Here is a 26962-nt window from a genome sequence, read left to right on the forward strand (position 1 = left end):
ATTTATTAATATTGCTTCATGAGCTTTATGCGTAAATTATATGACAAAAAAATATCCTCTAAAGGTCTTGGTGTCTTTAGAGTTTTTTTTTCATTCGTTTTATTATTAGAGGTTGTACGTATTTTTAGATATAGGCAGCTTTATTTTGACCCTATTCCATTTATACAGCCTAGTGCTTTAAGTGCGGAAATTCCATTTGTAATTTGGATGATAGTGTTGTTCATGCTCATGGTTGGCGCATTTACTAGAGTAATGTCGCTTTTGAATTATATTTTTATACTAATTTATATTTCCTCTATTAGTGCTTTTGAGTACCACATGGACTATACTTACACAGGAGTTGGTTTTATGCTTCTATTTCTCTCGGTTTCTAAATCATATTCTTTAGATCGTTTATTTCAAAAATTAAAATATTCTAATTTAAACCATATACATAGTCCAAAGGAAACAACTTCTGTATTAAATTATTGGATTATATTATTTGTTGGAGTAGGTTTAGTGTATCTAGATTCTGTTTTTTTTAAAATAGGATCAAAAATATGGACGGGAGGATTAGGTATGTGGTACCCTGCATCGTTACCTCAGATGGTTATTAGTAATAATCAATGGTTGTTAAACCAAGAGTTTATAATTAAAACATTAGGCTATCTCACATTTGCATTTGAAATTGCATTTCCTTTTTTATTTTGGATAAAAAAATTAAGAATTCCATTTTTAATTATTGGAGTAGGGCTTCATTTAGGAATTTTAATAGAGTTTCCTATTCCGTTTTTTGCATTAGGCGTGATTGCTATTTATATCCTTATGGTTCCTGTTGGGTTTTGGAAGTTTTTGGAATTAAAAATGCAATCACAAAAAAGGCAGTTAACTTTATTTTACGATGCAGAATGTCCATTATGTATGAAAACTCGCATCATATTGTCTTATTGTGATGTGTTTAAAAAACTGCATTTTATTTCTGTACAACAAAGTATAAACTCTAATGAACAGTTGAAAAATTTTTCAGAGGATGAGTTGCTTAATAATATGTGTTCTATAGATAAAAAAGGAAATGTATTTGTAGGATTAGATACATACAAAAGAGCATTTTTATTGATGCCAATTAGTTTTCCTTTGGGGGTGATAATGTATATCCCAGGTATTTCTTTCATAGCAAGAAAAATATATAATTATATTGCTGTTAATAGAAATGTAGAGCGTTGTACTGCTGAAAATTGCGGGTTTTTACCTGCGCCACAAAAAAATGAAAAAGACAAAATTAGGCTGACTCGTAATTTTAAGGTAAGAGATTTTAAAATTGTGACAATTAGCATATTTGTTTTTACTATTATAGTACTACAAATGTTAGTGAATTTTAAACAACCTTTTTCTAATGATTTTGCTAATACTATTCATGGTAATATTAAAAAAGCATCTTCAAAGTTATTAGGTGTTACGCAACATGGTGTTTTTATGGATGGACATTATGAACGGTACAATAAGATATATACGGTTTCGTACAAAAATAAATTGCTTCCGTTTTATGATGAGAATGGTATGCCAGACTGCTATGTGAGAGGAGGCGCTTGGGTGAATTTTAACTTTAGAGTAAATAAAGGAGGAAGGACTATAAATAATATAGAATTACAAAAAGGTCTTGAGCGCTATATTATTTTTTGGGCACATAAAAATGGGATTGAATTAGATAATATTAATTTTAAACTACTTAAAAAGGAAATTAGTTTACCTAAAAAATGGATTATTAACTCCTTAACTGATAATATAAATTCACCATGGGAAATTATAGGTGAAATGATTTGGGAAAATAAAATAGCTACATTTAAAATTTACCAATAAAAGGTAAGTGATAACTTTAACAATATTAATGAAAGCTTCAAAACACATTGTCATAGGTTCTAATAGTTTTTTAGGTAATATTTTGTCTAAAAAAATAGCAGATAAAAATTTAGAAACTTTAGGTGTGTTTCATAAAAACACAAATAATTTGTACGAAGGTATAAATCATATCCCAATTTCAAAATTGAAAAATTTGAAAACGGACATTGATGTTGTTTACATTGTAAGTGCTTTTGTACCAAAACCTACTGAGAAAGTTATCAAGCAAAAACTATTTGAAGTAAATCAACAATTGGTCGCAGATATTTGTAAACAATTCAAAAATTCTAAAATAGTATATTGCTCTAGTGTTTCTGTTTATAAATCATCAGAAAAAAAAGTTAATGAGGAAAGTATTTTGTCGCCAAAAACATTGTATGGAGAATCAAAACGGTTGGGAGAGGATATAGTAAAAAAACATAAAGATTATGCCATTGTTCGAATTTCATCTATGTATGGCGTTAACATGAAGCCTACCACATTTTTGCCGTTAATAATTAAATCTGCATTAAAAAATAATCAAATCAAGTTGTATGGGAATGGTAAAAGACAACAAAATTACATCCATGTAAATGATGTTGCAGATTACTTAATAGCTGCATCTTATTATCCTAAAAATGATGTTTTTTTAGCAGTAAATTCAATGTCAATTTCTAATATTGTAGTTGCTAATACGGTTAAAGATTTTTTGGAAAATATAAATATTAAATTTCAAGGTGAAGATAATTCAAAATCTTACTTTTATGATAATACTCAAACCAATAGTAAATTAAAGCTTAAACCTAAAAAAGAGTTTAAGATTGAAGTGAAAAATGTAATTGAATGGATGAAAAAAGAATTATAGTTACTGGAATTGGAGGAAACGTTGGTCAAGGTATTATAAGAAATATTAATGCGACTAACTACAATATTAAAATTATAGGGACTAATATTGAAAATTTTTCAGCTGGCAATCATTTATGTGATGTGTTTTACAAAGTGCCTTTCGCATATAATGAAGAAGATTATATTGAGGAGATTAAAGCTATTGTTGACAAAGAACAGATTGACTTAATAATACCATCAACAGATTTTGAAGTGTATTATTTATCTAAGTATCAAGATGAGATTTCTTGTGAAATAGCTGTTTCTGAAATTAATACTGCTGAGAATTATTTAGATAAATACAAGACGTTTTTATATTTGAAAAAGTATAATATTCCTTTCGCTAGTTCTTTTTTACCAAGTCAGTATAATAATGAATATTCCAATTTTATTTTAAAACCAAGACAAGGGAGAGGCTCTAGGGGGATTCAAATTAACCCTAAAGAATATAAAATGTTCTTAGATAATGAGTACATGATTCAGGAACTTCATAAAGGAGTAGAAATCACTACAGCATTTTATGTCAATAAATCACAAGAATTACATGGGTTTATTACGTTTGAACGTATCTTAGAAAATGGTACAACAACACGTTGTAAAGTTGTTTCAACGTATGATTTAGAGTTAAAAAAAATACTATCAGATATTATAAGTGTATCTAATATTAAAGGCTCTGCTAACTTACAAGCTATAGTAACCAAAAGTGGTAAGATTGTACCTTTTGAAATTAATTGTAGAATTTCTGGAACTAACTCCATACGTTCTAATTTTGGGTTTAAGGATGTCACTTATACACTTCAAGAATGGCTGTATAAACAAATACCATCACAGCCCAAAATAGAATATGGTATAGCGACTAGAGTTTTAATGGATGTTATTTATAAAAACACCAATGATTTTATTGAAGCTAAAGATAAATCTGCAACATATTATATTTATTAATGAGTACAGTCAAATACATATTATTTGATGCTGCAAATACATTGATACACAAACCATCTTTGTGGCATAATTACTCCAATGTGCTTAAAAAAGAAGGTTATAATTTTCCTATTCAAGAATTAAAAAATAAGCATAAGATTTTAAGTGAATTTATTAAGTTTCCAGATGTAACTTCACAGGAGTTTTATTCAGAATTTAATAAAGAATTATTACGCGCATTAGGGATTGTAGAGACACCTGAATTGCTAGATCACATTTTTAATGCTTGTAAATATTTACCTTGGGAGGTTTTTGATGATGTAATGCAGCTTACAAATTTCAAGAATTTTGATTTAGGTGTGCTTTCTAACTTTAATGCTAGTTTGAGGTGTTTATTAAAAGAAAAATTGCCTGAAATTAATTTTAAGCATATTATAATTTCAGAGGAAGAGGGAGTTTCAAAACCAAACATTGAGTTTTTTGAGCGTGCAGTGCAAAAAATAGGGCTAAAACCAAATGAAATTTTATATATTGGAGATTCATTAAAGTTAGATATTATACCAGCATTACAATTAGGGTTTAAAGTTAAACTTATAGATAGAGATGGTACATATCTAATGTCTAAATACCGTATTGAAACATTAGAACATTGCATCCAAAACAATACCTGTGAATAAAAAAATATCGTTTGTAGTTCCCGTTTATTTTGAAGAAGACGTTATTTCAAGATTTATATTTGAAATGACAGAAGAATTAAAGTTACTTAACATAAATTACGAAATTGTTTTTATCGATGATGGTAGCGAAGATGAAACTATTCAGATTATTAAAGATTACGCTACAAAGAATACAAATCTAAAGCTTATTGAGCTCTCTTACAATCATGGTAAGCAAGCCGCGTTAACAGCAGGAATAACTCATGCTACTGGAGATTATTTAATATATATGGACCCAGATTTGCAAGACCCACCTAAAGAAATAGGTCGATTTATTACTGAGATAGAAAAAGGTTATGACTTAGTTTTTGGAGTTCGGAAAGAAAAAAAAGATACATTTTTAAATAGAATGTTTTCGAAAATATTTTGGGGTGTTTTAATACAATTTACAGGACTTAATTTGCCAAAAGGTTTGGCTGTTATGAGAATATTTAACAGGAAATTTGCTGATAAATTTTTAGAGTATCAAGAACAAAATAGATTTATCGAAGGAATATTTGTTCATGTTGGAATGAAGCAATCTACGATTACAATTGAACAACGTGAACGCTATGCAGGTACTAGCAAGTTCAATTTTGGAAAAAAGATGGAATTGGCTTTTAATGCTATTTTTGATTTTTCTGAATTACCACTTAAGTTAGCAGTTAAATTAGGTGCTGTTTTTATTATCATAGGGATATTAACATTACTAAGTATTGTATTTTTAAAAATTTACTTAGTCGACTTTCAATCTGGATGGCCTTCAATAATTGGAGCATTAATTATAGCTACTGGAGTTCAATTGTTTTTTATGGGAATAGCAGCATTGTATATTGGTAAAATTTATAAAGAGTCCAAAGGAAGACCGTTATTCTCAATTAGAGAATTAACTAATTTTGATTAATTAATGAAAAAACTTGCCATCATTGGTTCTGGTGATTTAGGACAGTTAATAGCATATCACGCAAGAAATGACAAACAATTTGAAGTTGTCGGTTTTTTTGATGATTTTACTGTACTTAATAGCTTTGTAGGTACAATTAAAGTTATTGGACGTATTTCAGATATTGAAATTAAATATAAAGAGAAGGTTTTTGATGTTATTATATGTGGTATAGGTTATAAACATATGGCTTTTAGAGAAAAGTTATATGTTGAATTGCATAATAAAATAGAATTTGCAAACCTTATACATTCATCATGCTATGTAGACGTCTCATGTGACATTGGTAAAGGTGTATTTATGCTGCCAGGTACATTTTTAGATTATAATGTTACTATTGAAGATAATGTGGTAGTTAATTTGTCATGTGCTATTGCACATGATTCTAAAATAGGTGCACACACATTTTTGTCGCCTAGAGTTGTAATCGCTGGTTTTGTATCTGTTGGTAAACGTTGTAATATAGGTGTAAATACTACAGTTATAGATAATATTAAGGTTACTAATGATGTCCAAACTGGGGGGGGGACAGTGGTAATAAAAAACATAGATAAAAACGGATTATACGTTGGTAATCCTTCAAGATTTATACGCTAATGATACCATTTAACAAACCATTTTTAACAGGAAAAGAAACAACTTATATAGAGGAAGCGGTGGCTTCTGGTAAAATTTCTGGGAATGGAATTTTTACTCAAAAATGTCAGAATTTTTTTGAGGAAACGTATGGGATAAAAAAAGCATTACTTACCACGTCTTGTACTGACGCACTAGAAATGTGCGCATTGCTATTAAATATTAAAGAAGGCGATGAGGTTATTATGCCGTCTTACACATTTGTGTCAACGGCTAATGCATTTGTCTTGAGAGGTGCTAAAATTGTTTTTGCAGATTCTAAATTAGATCATCCTAACATAGATGAAACTAAAATAGAATCTCTGATTACTTTTAAAACAAAAGCAATTGTTGTTGTGCATTATGCAGGATGTGCTTGCGATATGGATGCTATTTTAAGTATTGCTAATAAACATAATATTTTTGTTATTGAAGATGCAGCACAAGCTATAGATTCATATTATAAAGATAGAGCTTTAGGGAGTATAGGACATTTAGCAACGTTTTCTTTTCACGAAACAAAAAACATCATTTCTGGGGAAGGCGGTTTACTTGCTATTAATGATGAACAATTTATAGAACGCTCAGAAATAATTTGGGAAAAAGGAACTAATAGGTCGGCTTTCTTTAGAGGTGAAATTAATAAATATGGATGGGTAGATATTGGATCTTCTTTTTTGCCTTCTGAAATCATTGCCGCTTTTTTATGGGCTCAACTTGAAAATATTACAGAAATACAAGAGCAACGTATTTCAATTTGGTCTCAATATGAATCGGAATTGAAAACCTTAGCAGAAAAAAAACAGTTTAGGTTACCTATAACTCCCAAATACAGTACAAATAATGCTCATATGTTCTATATCTTATGTAACACAAACGAAGAACGCACGAAGTTGATCAGTTTTCTTAAAGAAAAAGGTGTTCATGCTGTGTTTCATTATTTAAGTCTACACAAAAGTGAGTATTTTAAGTTGAAACATGATGGTAGAAAACTTTATATGACAGAAGAATACTCTAATCGATTATTGAGATTGCCATTGTATTATAAATTAACTTCTGAAGAAATAATATATATATCACAGCAAATATCTGCATTTTATGAGCATTAAAAACGTATATGTATTTTACTGTTTGCTATTTTTTGTTTTAGGGGTTACAGCATTAAATTTTAATTACATTGAAGGTGATGATGCTCAAACTGTTTTATATCATGTATTTGGACGAGACGCGTCGTTTCAACCACCATATTCACCGTATCATTCAATGTTTGATACTGTATTGTCGTTAATGTTAACACAAGACGAAACAACTTTAAGAAAATGTGGTCTTCTTTTTACCTTTGTTTCAGGTTTATTAGTGTTTCTTTTTGTTGTAAAAATTATTAATGAATTTTTTGATTTTAAAAAGACCAAAATAGCTTGGTTTTTATTGATATTACCTTTTCTAATTCCAGAAATGTTATTTAGTAGTTTAATTATTAATCCAACTAATATATCCTTTGCTTTTGTTTTGTGTTCTCATATATTTTTTATTAAATACCTGAAAACAAACAATAAATTTAGCTTAATAATTTCCATTTTATTATTTGGTTTTGGAGTTAGTTTTAGATGGATTAGTGGTTTTTATATATTTGTGTTATTGGGACATTTTGTTTTTTCAAATTCTTCAAATTTCAAGACTTTAATTTTAATTAATAAATTAAAAAAAAGTTTAATTATTTTTCCGTTTTTTATAACTTCAGTATTATTGTGGATACTGATTTCGGGATATTCAATTGTAGATATTTATAACGTGTTTGTTGATGGTTCTAAATATCTAGAGGGAAAAGAAACTTCTTTATTATCTATTGGGGCAACGGCGATTACTTTTATAACGCCAGCTTTAATAATGTTATTTATGTTTGGCGTTATACATTGTGTTAAAGAACGATTGCTATTTCCTTTAGCATTGTTGATAATGTCTATTTTACCTTATTTTGTATTAGGGGTTGTGCCTATGTATAAGTATATGATTACAACCGTTATTCCATTATTGATTGTGTGTGCTTATGGTTTTTTATTCCTTAAGGATTTAAAGTATAAATACATTTTATATGCCATAATTATTGCGCCTTGGTTTGTTGGTCTTCAAATTGAAAGTAATACGGCTTGGGGACCAGGATTTGAAGTGGGGTCAATAACCAATAACACGATTACAGAAGCTAATTTTAATCCCGATAAGTCGACTTCAATTAATAATGTTAGCATTGTTTTAGGTTCTGGTATGGCAATGCCAACATCAGAAGGTCCTCGACCATTATTTGGCTTTGGAAAGGTGTTGTTAGTAGATTGGTATCGTTTTGTAGCTACTAATAATATAGAAAGAGAATCTTCAGTTAATTATGCTATTGAAAATAATTGTAATATTTTGCAGGATGTTAATCACTCATTCATAACCTCAAAACTTACTGAATTAGGTTACGATACTGATAGTAAGTTTGATGCGTTGGGAGAATTTGGGGTTAGTAGGTTTTTTTATAAAGATACATCTAATGTTGATATAACTGTTTTTAAAAATAAAAAAGCACTTTTTAATAGGCAATTAATGAATTTGTATTTATCTAAACAAAAGTCTAATAAAGTTGTGGTTTATTCTACTTACACTAATATCATGACTAAATTGCAGGCGAAGTATAAAAATCAGTTTAAGCAGCAAGGTGCATTTTGGGGGATTTTAAAAATGAAAGAATAAATGAAAGAATAAATGAAAGATAGTCCTTGGCTTTATACTATATCTTCTAAGCATAAACTTATAGATCTTAATTTTAAAGAAATTTGGCGCTATAAAGATTTATTACTACTGTTTGTTAAACGGGATATTGTAACAGTTTATAAGCAAACTATTTTAGGTCCGCTTTGGTATCTAATTCAACCTTTGTTTACATCCGTTATTTTTACTTTAATATTTAATAATTTAGGAAATATTAGTACAGGAGGAATGCCTCCATTTCTATTTAATTTAGCAGGAATAACAGCTTGGAATTATTTCAAAGAGTGTCTTACAAAAACTTCAGAAACCTTTAATAGTAATCAGGCTATTTTTGGTAAAGTTTATTTCCCTAGAGTTATTGTGCCTTTGTCTGTTACTATTTCTAACCTCTTAAAATTTGGGATTCAATTATTAATATTTATAGCTTTTTATTGTTATTATGCATTTAATGGTGTTGATCTAGGATTAAATTCTAAATTAGTTTTATTTCCTATATATGTCTTAATGATGGCTTTATTAGGCTTGGGGTTAGGGATGATTATTTCTTCCATGACTACAAAATATAAAGATTTAACCATTTTAGTTGGCTTTGCAGTACAGTTGCTAATGTATTTGTCAGCTGTTCCATATCCGGTTTCTGAAGCTAAAGCAAAATTTCCAGAAAAAGTAACATTGTTAGTAGAGTATAATCCGCTTACCCAAATTATTGAAGGGTTTAGATATATATTATTAGACACGGGGTCTTTTAGTTGGTTTGGTTTCTTTTATACTTTAATAATTAGCATTATGTTGTTTTTAATAGGTTTAATTATCTTTAACAAAACAGAAAAATCTTTCATTGATACCGTATAAACATGTCTGATATTATTTTAAAAGCTGAGAATATAAGCAAGCAATATCGTTTAGGAGTTGTTGGTACAGGGACGATAAGTCATGATTTAAACCGTTGGTGGCATATAATTAGGGGTAAAGAGGATCCGTTTTTAAAAGTTGGATCCGTAAATGATAGAAGTGCAACTAAAAAAAGTGATTATGTTTGGGCTTTAGAAGCGATTAATTTTGAAGTAGAACGAGGAGAGGTATTAGGAGTTATTGGTAAAAATGGTGCAGGTAAATCTACTTTATTAAAAATTCTTTCTCGAGTTACAAGTCCAACAACAGGAGAAATAAAGACCAAAGGTCGCATCGCTAGTTTATTGGAGGTTGGTACAGGGTTTCACCCTGAATTAACTGGACGTGAAAATATTTATCTAAACGGTGCTATTTTAGGTATGACTAAGTCTGAAATCAAAAAGAAAGAGCTAGATATAATAGAATTTTCAGGTTGCCAAATGTACATAGATACTCCTGTTAAACGTTATAGTAGTGGAATGCGAGTAAGGTTAGCATTTGCTGTAGCTGCATTTTTAGAACCAGACATTTTGGTTATTGACGAGGTTTTAGCTGTTGGAGATGCCGAATTCCAAAAAAAAGCTATAGGGAAAATGCAGGATATTTCGAGAGGAGAAGGTAGAACTGTAATATTCGTTAGTCATGATATGGGGGCTATCCAAAGTCTCTGTAGCCGATTAATTGTTCTTAAAGATGGTACAGTAGATTTTACGGGTAATGTGGAAGATGGTGTTGCAAGATATCTATCAAATATTAGTATTGGTCAAATTAATTATTTTAATGATAGTATTAAGGTAGGTATAAAAAAAATCACATTCTGTAATAGCGAAGGAAATGAAATACAAACCGTTTTAGTAGGACAAAAAGTTCTTATAAAAGTTGAACTACTAAATCCAGACGAACGTAATTTAACTTTGTCATTAGGTTTTACAGATATGTTTAATAATTTTTTGTTTTCATGTAGAAGTGATGTTGTTAATGTTAATTATTCCTCTAGTAAAGCAGAAGCGCTTTTAACAATTCATAAATGGCCCGTTAGTCAAGGGGCTTATTATTATAATATACTAACTATAGACGGTATGTCTGCTCTGCAATTTGAAAAAGAGGCAGGAATAATTAACGTAGAGAAAGGTGATTTTTATGGTACAGGAAAGTTACCAGGGAAGAAAAGGTCATTTTATATTGATTATAGATGGGATTGATATGAAAAAATATATAGCAAGAATTGTATTGCCAATATTCAATAAAATTTATGGTTATTACAAAGAGAGAGAGGAAATAATTCAAAATAAAAACAAAGAAATAACTATTCAAAAGTTTCAAAGTATTGGTGCACATTTTCATTTGAATGGAGTTAATCATTTTTTTTCTAGTCCAGATAAAATTATTATTGGTAATAATGTTCATATTGAGGATAATGCTTATTTTAAAACAGAAGGCGGTTTAATTATAGGTAATAACACTCATATCTCTAAAAATGTAACAATTTTCACTGTTAATAATAATTATGAAGGTAAATCTTTACCTCATGATAATATTCCAGTTTATAAGCCAGTTATAATTGGTGAAAATGTCTTTATAGGTATGAATGCTTCCATAAGTTTTGGGGTAACCATAGGTGATGGGGCAATAATTGAAATTGGTACTGTTGTTAATAGGGATGTTGCGCCTTTGGAAATAGTAGGTCCAGCAAAGGCAATAACTATAGATAAGCGTAATTTAAATCATTATAGTAATTTAAATAGTAATAAAGCTTTTTCTGGAGTTAATGGAAGTTTATTAAATAAAAGTCAGATAGAAAGTTTTCTTCCGTCTTACAATCAAAACCGGTTAAAACCTATTGTGTTTGTTTTAGGAACAGGGAGAAGTGGGACCGTTTCAATAACAAAAATATTTAATCAACATCCTAATTGTAAAGCTTTTCATGAAGATGTTTATCAGTTAATTAGACTAAGTACACATCTAGAATATAACAAAAATAAAGACGTAATTTACAAAGAGCTCAAAGCGATTTTAAATACTAAGATATGGAATGCTGCCGAAAGTCAGGTCATTGTGCATTCAGATCAAAGGTTATGGAACTTTATACCATTCTTATCTAATTATTTTCCTAATTCAAAATTTATTCATTTAGTTAGAGAACCTAAATCATGTATAAAATCTATGGTTTTGCGTAATTGGTATCAAGATAATGAATATCCAAATTATAGCATTTGGGATTGGGCAAAATATAGATTGAGGGGTGATTTAGTTAATGCTTTTTCAGTAGAAGAATGGGCTAAAATGTCTAATGTAAAAAAATGTGCTTGGTATTATTATCATATTAATACTAGAATAGCTAATGATTTAAACAAGTTAAATAGTTCTCGTAGACTAAGTATTAAACTTGAAGACTTAAATGATGACTTTGATAAAGTTTTAGAGTTTTTAAACCTTAAGAAAATGGACTTAGAGATTTTTAAAAGCAATATTATTAGAAAGAAGGATAGGCTAAGGGCAAAAGAGATGAATATTAATAGCTTAATTTCTGAAATTGATGAAGCAATAAAATTGTACGATATATAAAATTATAATCGCCCCTTAAGATGAATATAGATTATTTAGTTTCAATAGTTATTCCAACTTTCAATCGTGCTAATTTAATATCTGAAACATTAGATAGCGTCTTAGCTCAAGACTACACTAATTGGGAATGTATTGTGGTGGATGATGGTAGTGTTGATCATACAGAGGCATTGCTAACCAGTTATTGTAAAAAAGATAGCCGATTTAAATATATTAAAAGGCCAAAAGATAGGCCCCAAGGAGGTAATGCAGCTCGAAATTTTGGGTTTGAGCATAGTAAAGGTGAGTTTGTTCAATGGTTTGATGATGATGATATAATGGAAGAGAATTATCTTTCAGAACGTTTAGCTGTATTTACAAAAGAAAAAAAAATAGTTATTTGTAGTGGGTACTCGACAGATGAAAATTTAAATATAATAAATGAAATTATATTAAAAACAGATGTTAATTTATATAAAGAGTATGCTTTATGGAAATTTGAAATTTATACTCCTTCTATTTTGTTTAGAAGAGTTTTTTTAGAAAATAAACCATTTAATGAAACTATAATAAGAGGACAAGAAACAGAACTTTTTACGCGTTTTTTCTTTTTATTAAACCCAAAAGATTATATCGTTATAAATACACCTTTGTTTTATTATAGAAGTCATACTAAGTCTAAAACGGAAACAAGTCAAAAGTATAATAAGGTTTATAAAGAAAATTTATTTTTTATTAGTAAGTCTAATTTTGATCGGGCTTTAGAATTAGAGGATTTAGATCTTATCTATTTTTATTATAAGCTCTTAATTAAGCAGTTTTTTAGAAGTGTTGATAATACACATAATAGTAATGCTCAAAAAATTATTAAATTTTTGATTAAAAGGTTAAATAATAAAAATTTATTTCTAAAACTTAAATTGATGTTGTTTAGTCGTATTTACCTCTTATTAAAAAAAGGGAATATTTTAAAAAAGCATTTGCGTAACCATAAGATTTCAATATAGTAGAAATGATTCCAAGAAAAATACATTATTGCTGGTTTGGTACTCAGCCCATGTCAGAAACAATTAAGAAGTGTATAGAGTCATGGAAGGTTAATTTACCTAATTATGAAATTATTTTATGGAATGAATCAAACTCAGACTTAAATCACCCTTTTGTACAACAAGCATTAAAAGATAAAAAATGGGCCTTTGTATCAGATTATGTAAGACTAAAAGTGATTTTAGAGTATGGAGGCGTGTATTTGGATACAGATATGCTTGTGCTTAAAGATTTTTCAGAACTATTAAATTATAAATGTTTTGTTGGTTTAGAATCGGTGCGATATATAAGTTGTGGTGTTATTGGTGCGCAAAAAAATCATCCATATATTTTTAATTGCCTAAAACATTATAATGAAGTTGATGTTTCAAAGCCAATTAACTACAAGAAATTAATTATACCAAAAATATTTACATCAGTATTTAAAACAATATATAAATCCGAAGCCCTTATTGCTAAGCAGTATCAGGATCTTCTAGTGTTAGATGTGAAATATTTTTATGCATACCCAAACCCAAACCCAAATCAAAGAAAGCAGGATAACGACTATCTTAAATATGTTACTGAATCATCTTACGCAGTGCATTTGTGGGAAAGATCATGGAAAGGTTATAATGAGTTTCAACTAATCCGTCAGCGAAGATATGTGAAAGCTTTTTTTGTTATAATTAAAAATGGTAATCAGAAAAACTTGAATCCAAAAAAATATTACAGGAAATTATTATCCAACATAAAAAGGTCTGTTTTGCGTAATTAGAAAGTGATATTTTAATAAATTATTTGATGTTTTTTTGAAAATATTAATGCCAAAAAAGATCAATAGGAGTTTATTATCTAGCATTAAAATCTTTATTTTTGGATAATGAAAAATGATGTTTTAATAATTTATGGTTCCCTCAATTCTGTCCCGTCTCCAGAAGGGGCGGCTCCAGCTAAGGTGATCTATGAAACAGTTGAATCATTAAAATATAGTAAGTTTAAGGTGCTTTCAAATTACAACCCTAAGCTTAATTCGGTTGTTTATAATAAAGATGTTTTTTTGCATACAAAACCAAATGTAGTTGACACTTTTGTCTTACTAATGATAAAGTTATTGTACCCATATAAAAAGAGAAAACATAAATTTATTACAAGTTCAGATGAACAGTTACAATACTTTGTTTCGGTATGTCGTTTTTTGTTTTTTAATAAATATGATAAAATAATAGTGCATGTTAGTGTTGGTTTGGTCAGTATGATTAAGCTGTTTTTTCCAAAACGAGAGGTTGTTTTTTATCATCATGGCACGTCATTGCATACCAAATATGATGAACAGCAATGGAAACAACTTATAACAAATAGTAAAGCGATATTTGCAGTTAATAAAGTGGCTCTAGGAAAGGCTAATAGCTCATTTAAAAATCAATTAGAATCAACGAGGTACTTTGGTATTCCTAATGCTATTATTCCTAAATTAACCATAGAGGAAGCAAAAGAATATTATAAAAACAGATCATTCAGTGCGAATAGTTTTGTTTTTGCATTTTCAGGGAGAATATGTGTAGAAAAAGGGGTGCTTAATTTATTATATGCATTTCAAAAGGTTTATAATAAAAATAACAATGTAGAGCTTATTGTATTTGGTGCGGCAGGTACAAGAGGGATACATGATGTTAAAACAGATTATCTCTTAAAGTGCCATGATTTTGCTAAGTCTAACAGTATTCCAATAAAGTTTGCAGGTTTTTTTAAAAATGAGGATTTAATTAAACGTTTATCTCAAGTTGATGTATTAGTTTTGCCTACAGACAATAAACTTTCTGAAGAAGGAATGCCTTTGTGTTTGATAGAAGCATTGTCATTAGGGAAGCCAATAATTGCTACAGATTCGGGAGGTAATTCAGAAGTGGTTAAAGAAGATGAAAACGGCATTCTAATAAAAACAAACCCTTATGTTGATGAACTTGCAGAAGCGATGTTGAGTTTAAGTTTGGACCAGGAACGTCATGTTAAATTTTCAAAGGAAGCTTATACATCGTATATTGAAAATCACTCTTATAAATCTTATAACGAAGTTTTTATAAAAGCATTAAAAGCAATTAATTTTATTGATGAATAAAACTAAAGTAGTCTATTTAGTGTCAGGATCAAGGCACACTGTTCCACCAAATAAAAATAGTCCTGGTGTACCAAGAATTATCGAAACGCTATCGATCAATGATACAAGTTCCATAAGATACAAGGTAATTAGTAAATATGACGAAAGTTTAAGACAAAAAGATTATAACCATAATAAGTACCTTCATATAAATCCAACATTCTGGAATCGTTTTTTTGAAAAGCTTTTGCATTATGTACCACTTAAATTTAAGAAACGTATTTTTGGTTATAGCTTAGAAGATCGTATTGTTTATTATGAAGGTATAAAGCGACTTATAAGAAAAGAAAAACCTGATGTTGTTATAACATTTATGCATTTTGAATTATTTAAAAAGTTATGTAAAGTTTACCCTAAGGCTAAACATATTTATTTTTTTAGAAGTACAGATTTAAAGTTGCGGTTAGGAAAGGAAAATATCGATTTTTTATTAAAAAATTCTAGCGGATTTCTAGCGAATACAAAATCACCAATAAATGAGCTTAAATCACTTACCCCTAAATTAAAATTTCCTGCTGAAACGATTTATAATTCAGTCAATTTAAGTGATTTCTCAGACAGAATAAGTGAGGACCTCTCAAGGCAATATCGTAAGCAATTTAATTTATTGCCAAACGATTTTGTTATAGGTTATGCAGGACGATTAAGTGAAGAAAAGTCTCTTTTAGAATTGTTTGAAGCTATCCATTATTTAAAAAATAAAGGATTAAATGTTCATTTGTTAATTGCAGGAAGTTTAAAAATTGAAACGACACCAAATCATCATTATTATGATGAAATGATTAATTATGCAAAAGAGAAACTTGCTTCACAAGTTCATTTTTTAGGTTGGTTGCCAAATGAAAAACTGTATGAGTTTTATAATGCTTTAGATATTGGGGTGTTATTATCAAAATATAGTGAAGGTAACTCTATGTTTTTATTAGAATCGCTCTCGATGGGGACACCAATGATAGTAACAAGAATTGGTGGTAATCTTGAGATGATTACAGATGGGGAAAATGGATTTCTAATAGAAATAGAGGATGTAAAGAAAAATCTTATACAAAAACTTGAAACTATTATTAATAATAAACAGCAATTAAATACAATGTCAGTAAATGCTATAAATTATATAAAACAACATCATACAAATGATATTATGGTTGATAAGTTTAATAACTTTATGCGAAATTTTGAATAGTAATTTTGATTATGAATATTAAAAATCAAATAGAGTTTTATGACAAGTATTGGTCAGAGAGAAAGGTGCTTAACAATTTAAAATTAAGACGAGCAGTTAAAATTTTAGATTACTTTGTTACAGTTAAGCGTGAAATAAAAGAACCTAGAATTATAGAGCTTGGAAGTGGGGATGGAAGATTTACAGCCTTTATTGGAGAGTTTGGTAACGCTGATGCTATTGAGCTTTCAAAAGAGGCTGTCTCACATGCTAATGAATTATATCCTCATGTAAATTATATGCATGGTAATGCCTTAGAGTATCCTTTAGAATACACTGCTTACGACGTGGTAATTTCGCAAGAAGTTATTGAGCATATTGAAGAGCAGGATGCATATTTAGAAGTTTGCTACAATATACTAAAACCAGGCGGATATCTTATTTTAACAACTCCTAATAAAAAGGTGTTTGATCACATGGAGGGCGGTAATTGGTCTCGACAACCCATTGAAAAAGTCTTGACTCCTAGTGATTTAAAAGGATTGGTGAGCAAGAAATTTAGTGTCATAGACTATGATAGTATAATCCTTAATTTTGGAAAATTAGGTTACTTTAAACTTATAAATAATAGATTTCTTACAGGTTTTTTTAATAAAATTGGTTTAAAAAACACAAGAGAAAAAATCTTGGGTAAATTAGGTTACGGTTTACATCAATGTGTATTTGCAAAAAAAATATGATTTAACAATTTAATGAATATAGCAATCTACAATGGTAATTTACAACCAACAACTTTTGTTTTAAGATTGGCAGAGGTCGTTAGTGAAGAACATAACGTTTTAGTCTCTGGAACATCCTCAATGCTATTTATGCTTAAAAAAAACGGCATTTATTATTTGCCAACAGATGCAAGTAATAAGCTATTATTTTTGGTTCAGTTTGCTTTAAAGTTGTTAACTTTTTTTTTCGTACACCCTAAAAAATGTTTACACTTTATAGCATTAATACGACATTCAAATAAACCAATAAAAACTAAACTTAAGCAATTTTTAATTTGGTCAAAGTTTATTTCTAATAGAGTTGATGTAGTGCATATTCAATGGGCTTCTCATATCTATTTGTTTGAAGAAATATTAGATACCTCCTATTTTAAAACTATGGTGAGTTTAAGAGGGCGATTAATAAATATTACACCGCTTGCTGACCTTGACCTTAAAGCATTATATCAAAAAACCTTTCCAAAAGTAAATCAGTTTCATGCAGTTACTCACCATATAAAAAAGCAAGCAATGATTTATGGAGCAGCCGAAGAAAAAATTAAAGTCATTTATTCTGGTGTTGATATACATACTTTTGAGCAATTTAAAAAAACGAACTATATAAAAAAACAAAATTTAAAGATACTTTCAGTTGGTAGGCAACATTGGAAAAAAGGTTATAATTACGCTTTAGAAGCCTTAAAGATAGTACTTGATAACAATATAAAAGCGTCTTATACAATTATAGGAGCTTCAGATTCAGAGGAGATTATTTATAACGTTTATGATTTAAATATAAAGGATAATGTGACTCTAACATCTAAAATGGAATATAAAGAGGTATTGAAGGAAATGCAAAAAGCAGATGTTTTAGTTTTACCTAGTGTTTCCGAAGGTCTTGCCAATGTGGTTATTGAAGCAATGGCACTTGGATTACCTGTAATTAGCACAAATGCTGTTGGTATGCCAGAATTGGTTATTCATAACAAAACAGGATTATTGTATAAAAATAGGAATGTAAATGATCTAGCAGAAAAAATAAAGGATTTTAGTGTTATGTCTGTAAAAGAAGTAGAATCAATGGCAGCAAATGCATTACAAAAAGTAATAGAACAGCACAATAGGAAAATGTTTAAACAGCGTTTTAATGATTTTTATAAATGCTAAGTAATACTTATAATAAGAATGACACAATGAAAATAGGACTAGTCCTTTCTTCAACTCCAGGATATTCTGAGACTTTTTTTACTTCAAAAATAAAAGGACTTCAAGATAATGGATTTCATGTTGTATTATTTTCACAAACCGTTGGAATAGATTTTAATTTATGTCCTGTTGTAAAAGCACCAAAAATTTATAAAAATGGAATTCTTCAAGCCATATCAATGATTTTTGTGTTTTTTAAATTACTATTTCATTTAAAGCCAGTAATAAATTATATCAAATTAGAATGCCAAGAACAAACAAATGCTGCACGTATTGTTAAAAAGATATACTTTAATTCGCATTTGTTAAGGCAAAAATTAGATTGGTTACATTTTGGTTTTACAACCCAAGCATTAGAACGTGAGCTTATAGCCAAAGCTATACAAGCTAAAATGGCTGTTAGTTTTAGAGGGTTTGATATAAATGTCTATCCAGTTAAACATCAAAATTGTTATAATTTGGTTTGGAAACACGTAGATAAAGTGCATAGTATTTCCAATGATTTATTACAAAAGGCTTATAGGTTAGGGCTTAATAGAAGTGTGGATTATTCGATTATTACTCCTGCTGTTAATTTGACTAAAATAATTAAGGACGAAAAACTTAAAAAGGATATAAGCAAACTTAAAATAGTTACTGTTGCAAGATTGAATTGGGTAAAGGGATTAGATCATGCGTTAAATGCAATGGTAACACTAGAGGAAGAAGGTGTTGATTTCGAATACCATATAATTGGTTCTGGAACTCCAATAGAGATTGAGCGTTATACGTTTCAAATACATCAAAATAATCTTCAAAAAAGAGTTTTTCTTCAAGGTAAATTATCTCATGAAGCAACATTATTAAAATTAAATTCAGCCGATATTTATGTGCAGCCTAGTATTCAAGAAGGATTTTGTAATGCTGTTTTGGAAGCGCAAGCTTTAGGACTATTGTGTGTTGTTACTGATGCAGGTGCTCTTAACGAAAATATAAAACACAAAAAAACAGGATGGATAGTTCCAAAAAGAGACAGTAAATTACTTGCAAAGAGAATACTTGAAGTCATTAAGTTGTCAGACGATGAAAAAGAAATAATCTCAAAAAATGCAATTGATCGTGTTGTAAATAATTTTAACGTAGAAAAACAACAAAAACAATTTACTAGTTTCTATCTAAATGAAATATATTAACAATGCTGTATGAAAATTCCAATACTATACATTCCAAAAACACGTTTCAAGAAATCTATACTTTTTGAAAAGAAATATTTTTGTAGTAAAGAAATTATTCCAATAGGGTGTGATTGCCATCCAGCTTACACATTACAAAAATTAAATATTAGAAAAAGAAGTTTACCTTTTGACTGGTTAAATACAGATTCTATTAAAGGGGTAAAATTTGTGTGTGATAATATAGGAAATAATTTTAGTGGTTTTTTAACTAAATTATATAAAAACGAAAGAGGATATATCGTTTCTGAAAAGTTTCCTTATGCGGAGTTTATGCATGAGAAAAATTTGATAAGTAGTGAAAAAGATAAAACTAAATTTATTAGACGTATCTCTAAGTTTTTAAAATTAATAAAAAAAGATGTTTATTTTTTATATAATATTACAAGTGATTCATTAATTTCTGATGAAACTGTAAAGGAGTTTTTCAATTCCGTTATTCAATTCCAATCCTTTTTAAAACAGAAGCAATTTCTATGTGTTTATATAAGATACGATGAGACTTTTGATGAGAATAGTAAATTTTGTGAGAAACTTTTAGAGTTGTTAAATGATTTAAAAAACGTTAATGCAACAAAGTACATTAGAGAAAAGGAAAAGGAAGGGATTTGGGGTAATGAAAAAAAGTATACTCAATTATATAGGTCTTTAGGAATTAAAATCTATTTAACATTTCCTAAAGTAACATTCGTTAACTTCAAATAAAATCTATTAGAATTATAACGTATAGATATTATGAACTATAACAATTGAAATCTACTGCTATTTAAATTTAAGAAACTATATGTTATTCAATTCGTTAGATTTTGCTTTGTTCTTAATTATAGTATTTATACTGTATTGGTTTCTGTTTAAGAAATCATTACAGCTCCAAAATCTATTAATTTTAATTGCTAGTTATATCTTTTATGCTTGGTGGGATTGGCGCTTTCTAAGTTTAATAGCTTTAAGTAGCTTGGTAGATTATATTGTAGCTAACCTCTTAAAACAAAATCAACAAGATTTTAAAAGAAAGTTGTTGTTGTCTATAAGTGTCATTTTAAATTTAGGGCTCTTAGGAGGCTTTAAGTATTATAATTTTTTTGTAGATAGTTGGATTACAGTTTGGAAAAGTTTAGGAGTAACTATGCAAGCTAATTCAATTGATATTATTTTACCTGTTGGGATTTCCTTCTACACCTTTCAGACCTTAAGCTACACGATTGATGTCTATCGTAAAAAAATGGATCCTACCTCTAATTTAATTCAGTTTATGGCATATGTTGCATTTTTTCCTCAGTTAGTAGCTGGTCCTATAGAGCGTGCAAAAAACTTATTACCTCAATTTCAAAAAGCACGTATATTTAATAGTGATTTTGCCATGAGTGGAATATACCTTATCATTTGGGGATTATTTAAAAAAGTTGTAGTTGCAGATAATTGCGCTTTTTTTGTGAACCAGATATTTGATTCATCTGCAAATTATTCATCTTTAGAATTATTGCTAGGAGCTATTTTATTTGGATTTCAGATTTATGGTGATTTTTCAGGCTATTCGGATATTGCTATTGGTGTAGCGCGTGTGTTTGGGTTTTCGCTAAAAACCAACTTTTTATTCCCATATTTTTCAAGAGATATTGCAGAATTTTGGAGACGTTGGCATATGTCACTTTCTACTTGGTTTCGAGACTATTTATATATCCCTTTGGGAGGATCAAGAGGTTCGCGATATCAACAAATACAAAATGTGATAATTGTTTTTTTGATTAGCGGATTTTGGCATGGTGCTAATTGGACTTTTATAGTTTGGGGACTAATTCACGGATTTTTATTTATGCCTTTGTTACTTGCAAAAAGAAACAGAACTTATGTGTCAGAAACTCAGGTTATATGGAGACAATTGCCCAATATAATGTTAACTTTTATAATGGTGACCTTTGCTTGGGTGTTTTTTAGAGCAGATAGTGTTGCTTTAGCTTATAATTATATATTAAATATCATAGAGTTTAATGGTTGGGGGTTAGAATTGTTTTATAAAAGCTCTAAGATGATTTTATTTAGTACCATAATACTAATTTCAGTATTGGTTATGCTTATTTTTGAATTTATAACTTTACAGAGAAATCAACATGAAGTCCGCTTGAATCATTTTTCTGTAATTTTTATAGCCTTGTTAATTGTATTTATGGGAGTGTTTAAAAATCCATCTGACTTTATTTATTTTCAGTTTTAACTATGTATGTTTTTATTAAAAAACTTGGAGTATTGGTTGTTAGTCTTGTTGTTATAGCAAATTTAATGTCTTATTTTAGTCTTTGGTCATTAAGACAAAGTAGTTTTTATAAACCATCGTTTTTGGTTAATGAAGTTACTGAAACTAATTTCGATTATATCGTAATTGGTGCTAGCACAGGTTTAACAACCTTAGATACTAAAGTTATTGATTCACTTGCGGGAACTAAAGGTATTAACCTTTCTATAGATGATACATCGATATCGAACCAATATTTAATGCTTAAACATTTTTTAGAAATTGGAAAAAAAACAAAAATTTGTGTCATTGCTCCAAGTGCTACGTCAATAGATGAACAAACACAGAGTATTAGTGCTAATGATTATAGATTTTTACCCTATGTTAACAAGCCTTATGTTCTAAATTATTTTCAAAGTTTTTCTAGTACAGATGCTCGTATCCTTGCCATTAGCCAATATATTCCAATGGTTGGTGTTTCTTACTATAATGCAGAAGTTTTTTACCCTTCGTTATTAAGTGTATTTCAGCCTAATAAACATAACCGATTTGATGAGAAGGGTAATTATACATATCCAATTGAAAATATTACATCTAAAATAATTGAAAATCGAAAATGTATAAAGTTGAAATTTGAAAATTTGGCACTTAAAAAGATAAAGAAATTATGTAATAAAGAAGGTATAAAACTGGTTTGTTATATTTCTCCAATTAAAAATGAATTAGTTGTAACTACTGAATCGGGTTATGAAGTAATTAATCATAGTGCTAAACTGAATAATACGAAGTATTTTTTTGATAATTTTCATGTCAATAGTCTAGGTCGAAAAGTCATAAGTAAATATTTTAGCAATGACATAAGTGTTTATTTTAAAGATTAATAAACATAAGATAAGTTCATAAGAAAAATTTATTCAATTCTAATCTTTATATTTAACTTGCATATCTATTTTATATTAAAATCAATCCATTAATGAATTTCAAGAAAGCAATTAAAGGGCTTTATCATTTTATAAAACCGAAACAGTCAAATTTTGTTAAAACTAACTTATGTAGCGTACCTTTAAGCGTTTTACCAGGTACAGTTAGAACCAAAGTTGATCAAGATGATGCATGGTGGTTTCATCTGGCTAAACATCATAACAATATTTATGATATTGGTTGTAATATAGGCTATACAGCTTTATTAGCTTTAATTCAAGATCCCAATAAACAGATTATACTTGTAGATCCAAATCCTGTTGCATTGCAGCATGCGGCAATGAATGTTATCAATAATCGTTTAGGAAGTAGAGCGCAATATATGGCTGCTTTTGTTGGAGATAAATTAGACGATACTGTAAAGTTCTATACAGTAGGTTCTGGAGCAGCAGGAAGTATGTATGCTTCACATGCAGAAACAGCTTCTGCAATGAATTCATTTATGGAGGTTAATACAATCACTTTAGATTATATGTATGACTTTTATGAATTAAAACCTGATTTAGTGAAAATTGACGTAGAAGGTGCAGAGACATTAGTAATGAAAGCAGCTACTAAGTTAGCAAAGGAATCTAAATGTACTTTTTTTATTGAAATGCATAAAGTCGATGGCTTAGGAATGGAAGCTGCAGGGGACTTAATGATAAAATGGTGCATTGAAAATAATTATAAAGCTTGGTACCTTAAAACGGAAAAAGTTATTGCCTCAGGAAAAGCAATTGCATCAAGAGGAAAATGTCACTTGCTGTTACTACCAGAAGATACTTTTTATCCTGATTATTTAAAGGGTATTGCACAAAGTAGTCCGCTTCCACAATCTATTTAATACCGTTTTTATAAAAGTTTATGAAACATTAAAGAATGCTTGTATATTTATATAATAAGATACCTAAATCGGTAAGACATAAGGTCGGAAAAACCAAGGCATTAAAATTGTTTAGAGATTTACTTTTTAGGCGAAACGGAGTTTTTAGAGAAAGTACAGTTAATATAAGTAGAGCTTATTTAGATTATGAGGTGAATTTTAAATTTGTAGCTTCTATAAAAGATGCTTCCAAAGCCTATTCTAAAGGTGTCGAAAACACTTTACTTAGAAACTCGATAGAGCTTTTAGAAAAGAAATATAACGATTTAAACAATATTTTAATTTTAGATATTGGAGCTAATTTTGGCTACTTAAGTCTAGTGTGGGCAAAGTCTATTTGTAAAACGGGAAAGGTTATTTCCTTTGAACCCAATAAAAATGTTTATAATTCGTTATTAAAATCAATTGAAATAAATAATTTAAATAAAATTATTCTGCTAGAAAATTTTGCCGTTGGTAACGAAAACAAGTCTGTAAATTTATTTTTTGAAAATTCAACAACTTCAAATGTTATAGAATCAAATATCTCACAATCATTAGGAACTATAAGAATGATTAAACTTGATGATTATATTAAAAATCAGAAACTAAAAAAATGTGATTTAGTAAAAATTGATGTCGATGGGATTGAATTAGATATTTTAAAAGGGAGCATAGATCTGTTAAGAGAATTTCAACCTATCTTTATCGTAGAAATAAATGATGATATAAAAATAGTAGACTTTTTTATTGAAAATAATTACCAAGTATTAGATGGAAATTTGAAATCGTATAATAGAAATAAACCGTTGCCGCCTAATATATATTGCATTCCAAAATCTTTTTAATGCTATTTCGTTTTTTAAAATACTTACAACCAACACATTATTTTCAACGCTTAACAAAAGCAGGTCAGTCCGTATTCCCTAAAGCAGAGAAATTACCAACGGTTATTACTAATCAGTTAGAGTTAGATAATCAATACCAATCTGAAGAAGCAAAAGCATACGATTTATCATGGCAGGCCATTCAATTTGGATATATAGGGAATGCTGAAACTTATACGCATTTCACTAAATTACCACTCAAAGATGAGTATCGTTTTATTAGAAAAAATTTTCACTCAGCTTGGGTGTTTTATGTGTTTTTATTACGAATTTTTTTATTTCATAATCCATTTAAAGAATGTAAAGCATGGTTTAATACTAGAAATGTAAATCAGCTAAAACGACCCATTAAATCTATTGCTTATAAAGATTGGGAAACATTTCGGTCTCAGTTAATTGAAGCAAAACCAAAGGTTAGTGTTGTTATTCCAACACTAAATAGGTATGATTATTTAAAAGCTGTTTTGAAAGACTTGGAAGGGCAAGATTATTCTAATTTTGAAGTTATTGTGATAGATCAATCTGATAATTTTAATAAAGCGTTTTACAACGATTTTAATCTTAATCTTAAAATTATCAATCAAAAGAAAAAAGCATTATGGCTAGCAAGAAATATAGCGGTTAAGCAAAGTCAAGGTGAATGGATAGCGTTATCCGAGGATGATGTACGTATTCAACCAAATTGGATTAGGATGCACCTTAAATGTATCGATTTTTTTAACGCTAAAATTTCAGCAGGTGTTTTTTATCCTGAAGGACAGCAAATACCAAAATCTCGTTCGTTTTTTGCAATAGCATCACAATTTGCAACAGGTAATGCGATGCTTCATAAAAAGGTTTTTAAGCATGTTGGTTTATTTGATCGTCAGTTTGAAAAACAACGCATGGGAGATGGTGAATTTGGAATGCGACTTTATCTTGAAGGATTAAAAAGCGTATCCAATCCATTAGCGTCCTGTGTAGATATAAAAGCAGGTACAGGTGGTTTAAGAGAAATGGGAAGTTGGGATGCCTTTAGACCATCTAAATTTTTATCACCAAGACCAATACCAAGTGTATTATACTATTTTAGAAAATATTATGGTAATAATTCGGCTAGATTGGCATTATTAAGAACTGTCCCAATTTCGATATTCCCATATCAATTCAAAAAAAACAAACCTTTAATACTCGTTGGATTGCTGGTGACAATTTTAATTTTACCTATTGTATTATTTCAAGTATGGACATCGTGGCATTTATCTAGTAAAAAATTAAAAGAGGGAGCTTTAATTGAGTCATTAACATGAGAGCTTTAAAGTCAAATATATTAATTGTTACGTCTGAGTTCCCACCGCAGCCAGGCGGTATAGGAAATCATGCTTATAATTTAGCATTGCATTTAAATAACAGTGGTCATAACGTTATTGTTATTGCAGACCAACGCTCCAAAACAGGAGCAGAGGAAGCTAGTTTTGATACAACTCTACCTTTTTCTGTGGAACGTATAACGTTGTATAATCTTCGATTTGTGATGTATTTAAAGCGAGTATTGCTTACTTTTAAATGTATGAGAAACGCTACACATTGTATAGCAACGGGAAAATTTTCACTGTGGAATGTTGCCTTTTGTAGATTCTTTATTAAAATAAAAACAATTGCTGTGGTTCATGGAACTGAAGTTAATTTTAAATCAAGTATTTTAAAGAAATCAATCGATTTTTCACTAAAACGTTTTGATAAAATTGTAGCAGTTTCAAATTATACTAATAGTTTGATTACACATTTGAATGCTTCGAATGTTGTGATACCTAATGGAATTACAATTTCAGAATGGGAAAATTCAAAAGAAAAAATTGAATTAAAAGGTGAGCCAGCTTTAACAACGGTTGGCCGTGTAAGTTCGAGAAAAGGCCAATTAAATGTCATTAAACAATTACCAGAGCTCATTAAAAAGTTTCCAAAATTGCACTACCATTGTGTAGGAATTCCAACTGAAGCAAATAACTTTATCAAAATTGCCAAATCTTTAGGTGTGAAATCTTATGTTACTTTTCATGGAAGTGTTGATGATGATAAATTAAAACAATCACTAGAGGCTACTGATATTTTTGTGATGTTGAGTTCAGAAAGTGTTACAGGAGACGTTGAAGGCTTTGGAATAGCTATTTTAGAAGCCAATGCTATGGGAATTCCTGCGATAGGAGCTAGAGGTTGTGGTATTGAAGATGCTATCAAAAATGGTAGTTCCGGAATCTTAATAGATGTTAATGATACAAGTGCATTTATTGATGGAATTTCTCGAATTCTTCAAGATTCGGCTATATTTAAAACAGAATCTATAATGTGGGCAAATAAACATGACTGGTCACATATCATTAAACGATATGAGTCTCTTATGTAATATATTTCAACTTAAAAAAA

25 protein-coding genes are annotated in these 26962 nt (G+C 29.2%); all 25 read left to right on the forward strand.

The genetic code is table 11. The annotated features are described in order from the left end of the window. Nucleotides 1–27 precede the first annotated feature (27 nt). The 25 genes from VDP25_RS12140 to VDP25_RS12260 all read left to right on the forward strand — a co-directional run bounded on the left by VDP25_RS12140 (nucleotide 28) and on the right by VDP25_RS12260 (nucleotide 26942). A complete protein-coding gene (locus VDP25_RS12140; RefSeq protein ID WP_334470139.1) occupies nucleotides 28–1836 on the forward strand; it encodes a DCC1-like thiol-disulfide oxidoreductase family protein in 1809 nt (602 codons plus the stop codon). A gap of 28 nt (nucleotides 1837–1864) precedes the next feature. Continuing rightward, on the forward strand, nucleotides 1865–2719 hold the full coding sequence (locus VDP25_RS12145) for an NAD-dependent epimerase/dehydratase family protein (RefSeq protein ID WP_334470141.1): 855 nt from the start codon (nucleotides 1865–1867) through the stop codon (nucleotides 2717–2719). Then, nucleotides 2698–3681: an ATP-grasp domain-containing protein gene (locus tag VDP25_RS12150; protein WP_334470143.1), complete on the forward strand. Its 984-nt coding sequence runs from the start codon at nucleotides 2698–2700 to the stop codon at nucleotides 3679–3681. The genes VDP25_RS12145 and VDP25_RS12150 overlap by 22 nt, the downstream gene beginning before the upstream one ends. After that, nucleotides 3681–4337: an HAD family hydrolase gene (locus tag VDP25_RS12155; RefSeq protein WP_334470145.1), complete on the forward strand. Its 657-nt coding sequence runs from the start codon at nucleotides 3681–3683 to the stop codon at nucleotides 4335–4337. The genes VDP25_RS12150 and VDP25_RS12155 overlap by 1 nt, the downstream gene beginning before the upstream one ends. After that, nucleotides 4330–5259: a glycosyltransferase family 2 protein gene (locus VDP25_RS12160; protein ID WP_334470147.1), complete on the forward strand. Its 930-nt coding sequence runs from the start codon at nucleotides 4330–4332 to the stop codon at nucleotides 5257–5259. Before VDP25_RS12155 ends, VDP25_RS12160 begins: the two co-directional genes overlap by 8 nt. Before the next feature lie 3 nt (nucleotides 5260–5262). Then, nucleotides 5263–5895 (forward strand): acetyltransferase, encoded by a 633-nt coding sequence (locus VDP25_RS12165; protein WP_334470149.1) that lies wholly within the window; start codon nucleotides 5263–5265, stop codon nucleotides 5893–5895. Then, nucleotides 5895–7022 (forward strand): dTDP-4-amino-4,6-dideoxygalactose transaminase, encoded by a 1128-nt coding sequence (gene rffA / locus VDP25_RS12170; protein ID WP_334470151.1) that lies wholly within the window; start codon nucleotides 5895–5897, stop codon nucleotides 7020–7022. The genes VDP25_RS12165 and rffA overlap by 1 nt, the downstream gene beginning before the upstream one ends. Further along, nucleotides 7012–8643: a hypothetical protein gene (locus VDP25_RS12175; protein WP_334470153.1), complete on the forward strand. Its 1632-nt coding sequence runs from the start codon at nucleotides 7012–7014 to the stop codon at nucleotides 8641–8643. The genes rffA and VDP25_RS12175 overlap by 11 nt, the downstream gene beginning before the upstream one ends. A 12-nt stretch (nucleotides 8644–8655) precedes the next feature. Next, a complete protein-coding gene (locus tag VDP25_RS12180) occupies nucleotides 8656–9513 on the forward strand; it encodes an ABC transporter permease (protein ID WP_334470155.1) in 858 nt (285 codons plus the stop codon). Nucleotides 9514–9515: 2 nt separating this feature from the next. After that, a complete protein-coding gene (locus VDP25_RS12185) occupies nucleotides 9516–10754 on the forward strand; it encodes an ABC transporter ATP-binding protein (RefSeq protein WP_334470157.1) in 1239 nt (412 codons plus the stop codon). Between the two features lies 1 nt (nucleotide 10755). Then, the gene (locus VDP25_RS12190; protein ID WP_334470159.1) at nucleotides 10756–12117 is read left to right on the forward strand and encodes a sulfotransferase; all 1362 of its coding nucleotides are present in this window, start codon (nucleotides 10756–10758) and stop codon (nucleotides 12115–12117) included. Between the two features lie 20 nt (nucleotides 12118–12137). After that, nucleotides 12138–13103 carry a glycosyltransferase family 2 protein gene (locus VDP25_RS12195; protein ID WP_334470161.1) on the forward strand — a complete coding sequence of 322 codons (966 nt, stop codon included), beginning with the start codon at nucleotides 12138–12140 and terminating at the stop codon, nucleotides 13101–13103. Nucleotides 13104–13108: 5 nt separating this feature from the next. Continuing rightward, nucleotides 13109–13900: a glycosyltransferase gene (locus VDP25_RS12200; RefSeq protein WP_334470163.1), complete on the forward strand. Its 792-nt coding sequence runs from the start codon at nucleotides 13109–13111 to the stop codon at nucleotides 13898–13900. Between the two features lie 105 nt (nucleotides 13901–14005). Next, the gene (locus VDP25_RS12205) at nucleotides 14006–15241 is read left to right on the forward strand and encodes a glycosyltransferase family 4 protein (protein ID WP_334470165.1); all 1236 of its coding nucleotides are present in this window, start codon (nucleotides 14006–14008) and stop codon (nucleotides 15239–15241) included. After that, the gene (locus VDP25_RS12210; protein ID WP_334470167.1) at nucleotides 15234–16463 is read left to right on the forward strand and encodes a glycosyltransferase family 4 protein; all 1230 of its coding nucleotides are present in this window, start codon (nucleotides 15234–15236) and stop codon (nucleotides 16461–16463) included. The genes VDP25_RS12205 and VDP25_RS12210 overlap by 8 nt, the downstream gene beginning before the upstream one ends. Nucleotides 16464–16474: 11 nt before the next feature. Beyond that, a complete protein-coding gene (locus VDP25_RS12215; RefSeq protein WP_334470169.1) occupies nucleotides 16475–17182 on the forward strand; it encodes a class I SAM-dependent methyltransferase in 708 nt (235 codons plus the stop codon). Nucleotides 17183–17311: 129 nt separating this feature from the next. Then, nucleotides 17312–18367: a glycosyltransferase family 4 protein gene (locus VDP25_RS12220; RefSeq protein WP_334470171.1), complete on the forward strand. Its 1056-nt coding sequence runs from the start codon at nucleotides 17312–17314 to the stop codon at nucleotides 18365–18367. Between the two features lie 26 nt (nucleotides 18368–18393). Continuing rightward, a complete protein-coding gene (locus tag VDP25_RS12225) occupies nucleotides 18394–19578 on the forward strand; it encodes a glycosyltransferase family 4 protein (RefSeq protein WP_334470173.1) in 1185 nt (394 codons plus the stop codon). A 9-nt stretch (nucleotides 19579–19587) separates the two neighbouring features. Further along, entirely contained in the window at nucleotides 19588–20322 is a 735-nt protein-coding gene (locus VDP25_RS12230; RefSeq protein ID WP_334470175.1) for a DUF1796 family putative cysteine peptidase, read from the forward strand. Between the two features lie 79 nt (nucleotides 20323–20401). Then, complete coding sequence (locus tag VDP25_RS12235; RefSeq protein ID WP_334470176.1) at nucleotides 20402–21829, forward strand: MBOAT family O-acyltransferase; 1428 nt, start codon at nucleotides 20402–20404, stop codon at nucleotides 21827–21829. 2 nt (nucleotides 21830–21831) lie between these two features. Then, nucleotides 21832–22728: a hypothetical protein gene (locus VDP25_RS12240; protein ID WP_334470178.1), complete on the forward strand. Its 897-nt coding sequence runs from the start codon at nucleotides 21832–21834 to the stop codon at nucleotides 22726–22728. A gap of 92 nt (nucleotides 22729–22820) precedes the next feature. Continuing rightward, nucleotides 22821–23654 carry an FkbM family methyltransferase gene (locus VDP25_RS12245; RefSeq protein ID WP_334470180.1) on the forward strand — a complete coding sequence of 278 codons (834 nt, stop codon included), beginning with the start codon at nucleotides 22821–22823 and terminating at the stop codon, nucleotides 23652–23654. A 35-nt stretch (nucleotides 23655–23689) separates the two neighbouring features. Beyond that, complete coding sequence (locus tag VDP25_RS12250; protein WP_334470182.1) at nucleotides 23690–24520, forward strand: FkbM family methyltransferase; 831 nt, start codon at nucleotides 23690–23692, stop codon at nucleotides 24518–24520. Next, nucleotides 24520–25848 (forward strand): glycosyltransferase family 2 protein, encoded by a 1329-nt coding sequence (locus VDP25_RS12255; RefSeq protein ID WP_334470184.1) that lies wholly within the window; start codon nucleotides 24520–24522, stop codon nucleotides 25846–25848. The genes VDP25_RS12250 and VDP25_RS12255 overlap by 1 nt, the downstream gene beginning before the upstream one ends. Next, entirely contained in the window at nucleotides 25845–26942 is a 1098-nt protein-coding gene (locus tag VDP25_RS12260; RefSeq protein WP_334470186.1) for a glycosyltransferase family 4 protein, read from the forward strand. The genes VDP25_RS12255 and VDP25_RS12260 overlap by 4 nt, the downstream gene beginning before the upstream one ends. The last annotated feature ends 20 nt before the right edge of the window (nucleotides 26943–26962 follow it).

The sequence above is a fragment of the Winogradskyella sp. ECml5-4 genome (assembly GCF_036903175.1).
Lineage (GTDB): Bacteria > Bacteroidota > Bacteroidia > Flavobacteriales > Flavobacteriaceae > Winogradskyella > Winogradskyella damuponensis.

What these genes read in the sequence shown, in the direction of transcription:
- VDP25_RS12140 (WP_334470139.1), top strand. Translation starts at nt 28, where the DNA reads ATGCGTAAATTATATGACAAAAAAATATCCTCTAAAGGTCTTGGTGTC.
- VDP25_RS12145 (WP_334470141.1), top strand. Translation starts at nt 1,865, where the DNA reads ATGAAAGCTTCAAAACACATTGTCATAGGTTCTAATAGTTTTTTAGGT.
- VDP25_RS12150 (WP_334470143.1), top strand. Translation starts at nt 2,698, where the DNA reads ATGGATGAAAAAAGAATTATAGTTACTGGAATTGGAGGAAACGTTGGT.
- VDP25_RS12155 (WP_334470145.1), top strand. Translation starts at nt 3,681, where the DNA reads ATGAGTACAGTCAAATACATATTATTTGATGCTGCAAATACATTGATA.
- VDP25_RS12165 (WP_334470149.1), top strand. Translation starts at nt 5,263, where the DNA reads ATGAAAAAACTTGCCATCATTGGTTCTGGTGATTTAGGACAGTTAATA.
- rffA (WP_334470151.1), top strand. Translation starts at nt 5,895, where the DNA reads ATGATACCATTTAACAAACCATTTTTAACAGGAAAAGAAACAACTTAT.
- VDP25_RS12175 (WP_334470153.1), top strand. Translation starts at nt 7,012, where the DNA reads ATGAGCATTAAAAACGTATATGTATTTTACTGTTTGCTATTTTTTGTT.
- VDP25_RS12180 (WP_334470155.1), top strand. Translation starts at nt 8,656, where the DNA reads ATGAAAGATAGTCCTTGGCTTTATACTATATCTTCTAAGCATAAACTT.
- VDP25_RS12185 (WP_334470157.1), top strand. Translation starts at nt 9,516, where the DNA reads ATGTCTGATATTATTTTAAAAGCTGAGAATATAAGCAAGCAATATCGT.
- VDP25_RS12190 (WP_334470159.1), top strand. Translation starts at nt 10,756, where the DNA reads ATGAAAAAATATATAGCAAGAATTGTATTGCCAATATTCAATAAAATT.
- VDP25_RS12195 (WP_334470161.1), top strand. Translation starts at nt 12,138, where the DNA reads ATGAATATAGATTATTTAGTTTCAATAGTTATTCCAACTTTCAATCGT.
- VDP25_RS12200 (WP_334470163.1), top strand. Translation starts at nt 13,109, where the DNA reads ATGATTCCAAGAAAAATACATTATTGCTGGTTTGGTACTCAGCCCATG.
- VDP25_RS12205 (WP_334470165.1), top strand. Translation starts at nt 14,006, where the DNA reads ATGAAAAATGATGTTTTAATAATTTATGGTTCCCTCAATTCTGTCCCG.
- VDP25_RS12210 (WP_334470167.1), top strand. Translation starts at nt 15,234, where the DNA reads ATGAATAAAACTAAAGTAGTCTATTTAGTGTCAGGATCAAGGCACACT.
- VDP25_RS12215 (WP_334470169.1), top strand. Translation starts at nt 16,475, where the DNA reads ATGAATATTAAAAATCAAATAGAGTTTTATGACAAGTATTGGTCAGAG.
- VDP25_RS12220 (WP_334470171.1), top strand. Translation starts at nt 17,312, where the DNA reads ATGCTTAAAAAAAACGGCATTTATTATTTGCCAACAGATGCAAGTAAT.
- VDP25_RS12225 (WP_334470173.1), top strand. Translation starts at nt 18,394, where the DNA reads ATGAAAATAGGACTAGTCCTTTCTTCAACTCCAGGATATTCTGAGACT.
- VDP25_RS12230 (WP_334470175.1), top strand. Translation starts at nt 19,588, where the DNA reads ATGAAAATTCCAATACTATACATTCCAAAAACACGTTTCAAGAAATCT.
- VDP25_RS12235 (WP_334470176.1), top strand. Translation starts at nt 20,402, where the DNA reads ATGTTATTCAATTCGTTAGATTTTGCTTTGTTCTTAATTATAGTATTT.
- VDP25_RS12240 (WP_334470178.1), top strand. Translation starts at nt 21,832, where the DNA reads ATGTATGTTTTTATTAAAAAACTTGGAGTATTGGTTGTTAGTCTTGTT.
- VDP25_RS12245 (WP_334470180.1), top strand. Translation starts at nt 22,821, where the DNA reads ATGAATTTCAAGAAAGCAATTAAAGGGCTTTATCATTTTATAAAACCG.
- VDP25_RS12250 (WP_334470182.1), top strand. Translation starts at nt 23,690, where the DNA reads ATGCTTGTATATTTATATAATAAGATACCTAAATCGGTAAGACATAAG.
- VDP25_RS12255 (WP_334470184.1), top strand. Translation starts at nt 24,520, where the DNA reads ATGCTATTTCGTTTTTTAAAATACTTACAACCAACACATTATTTTCAA.
- VDP25_RS12260 (WP_334470186.1), top strand. Translation starts at nt 25,845, where the DNA reads ATGAGAGCTTTAAAGTCAAATATATTAATTGTTACGTCTGAGTTCCCA.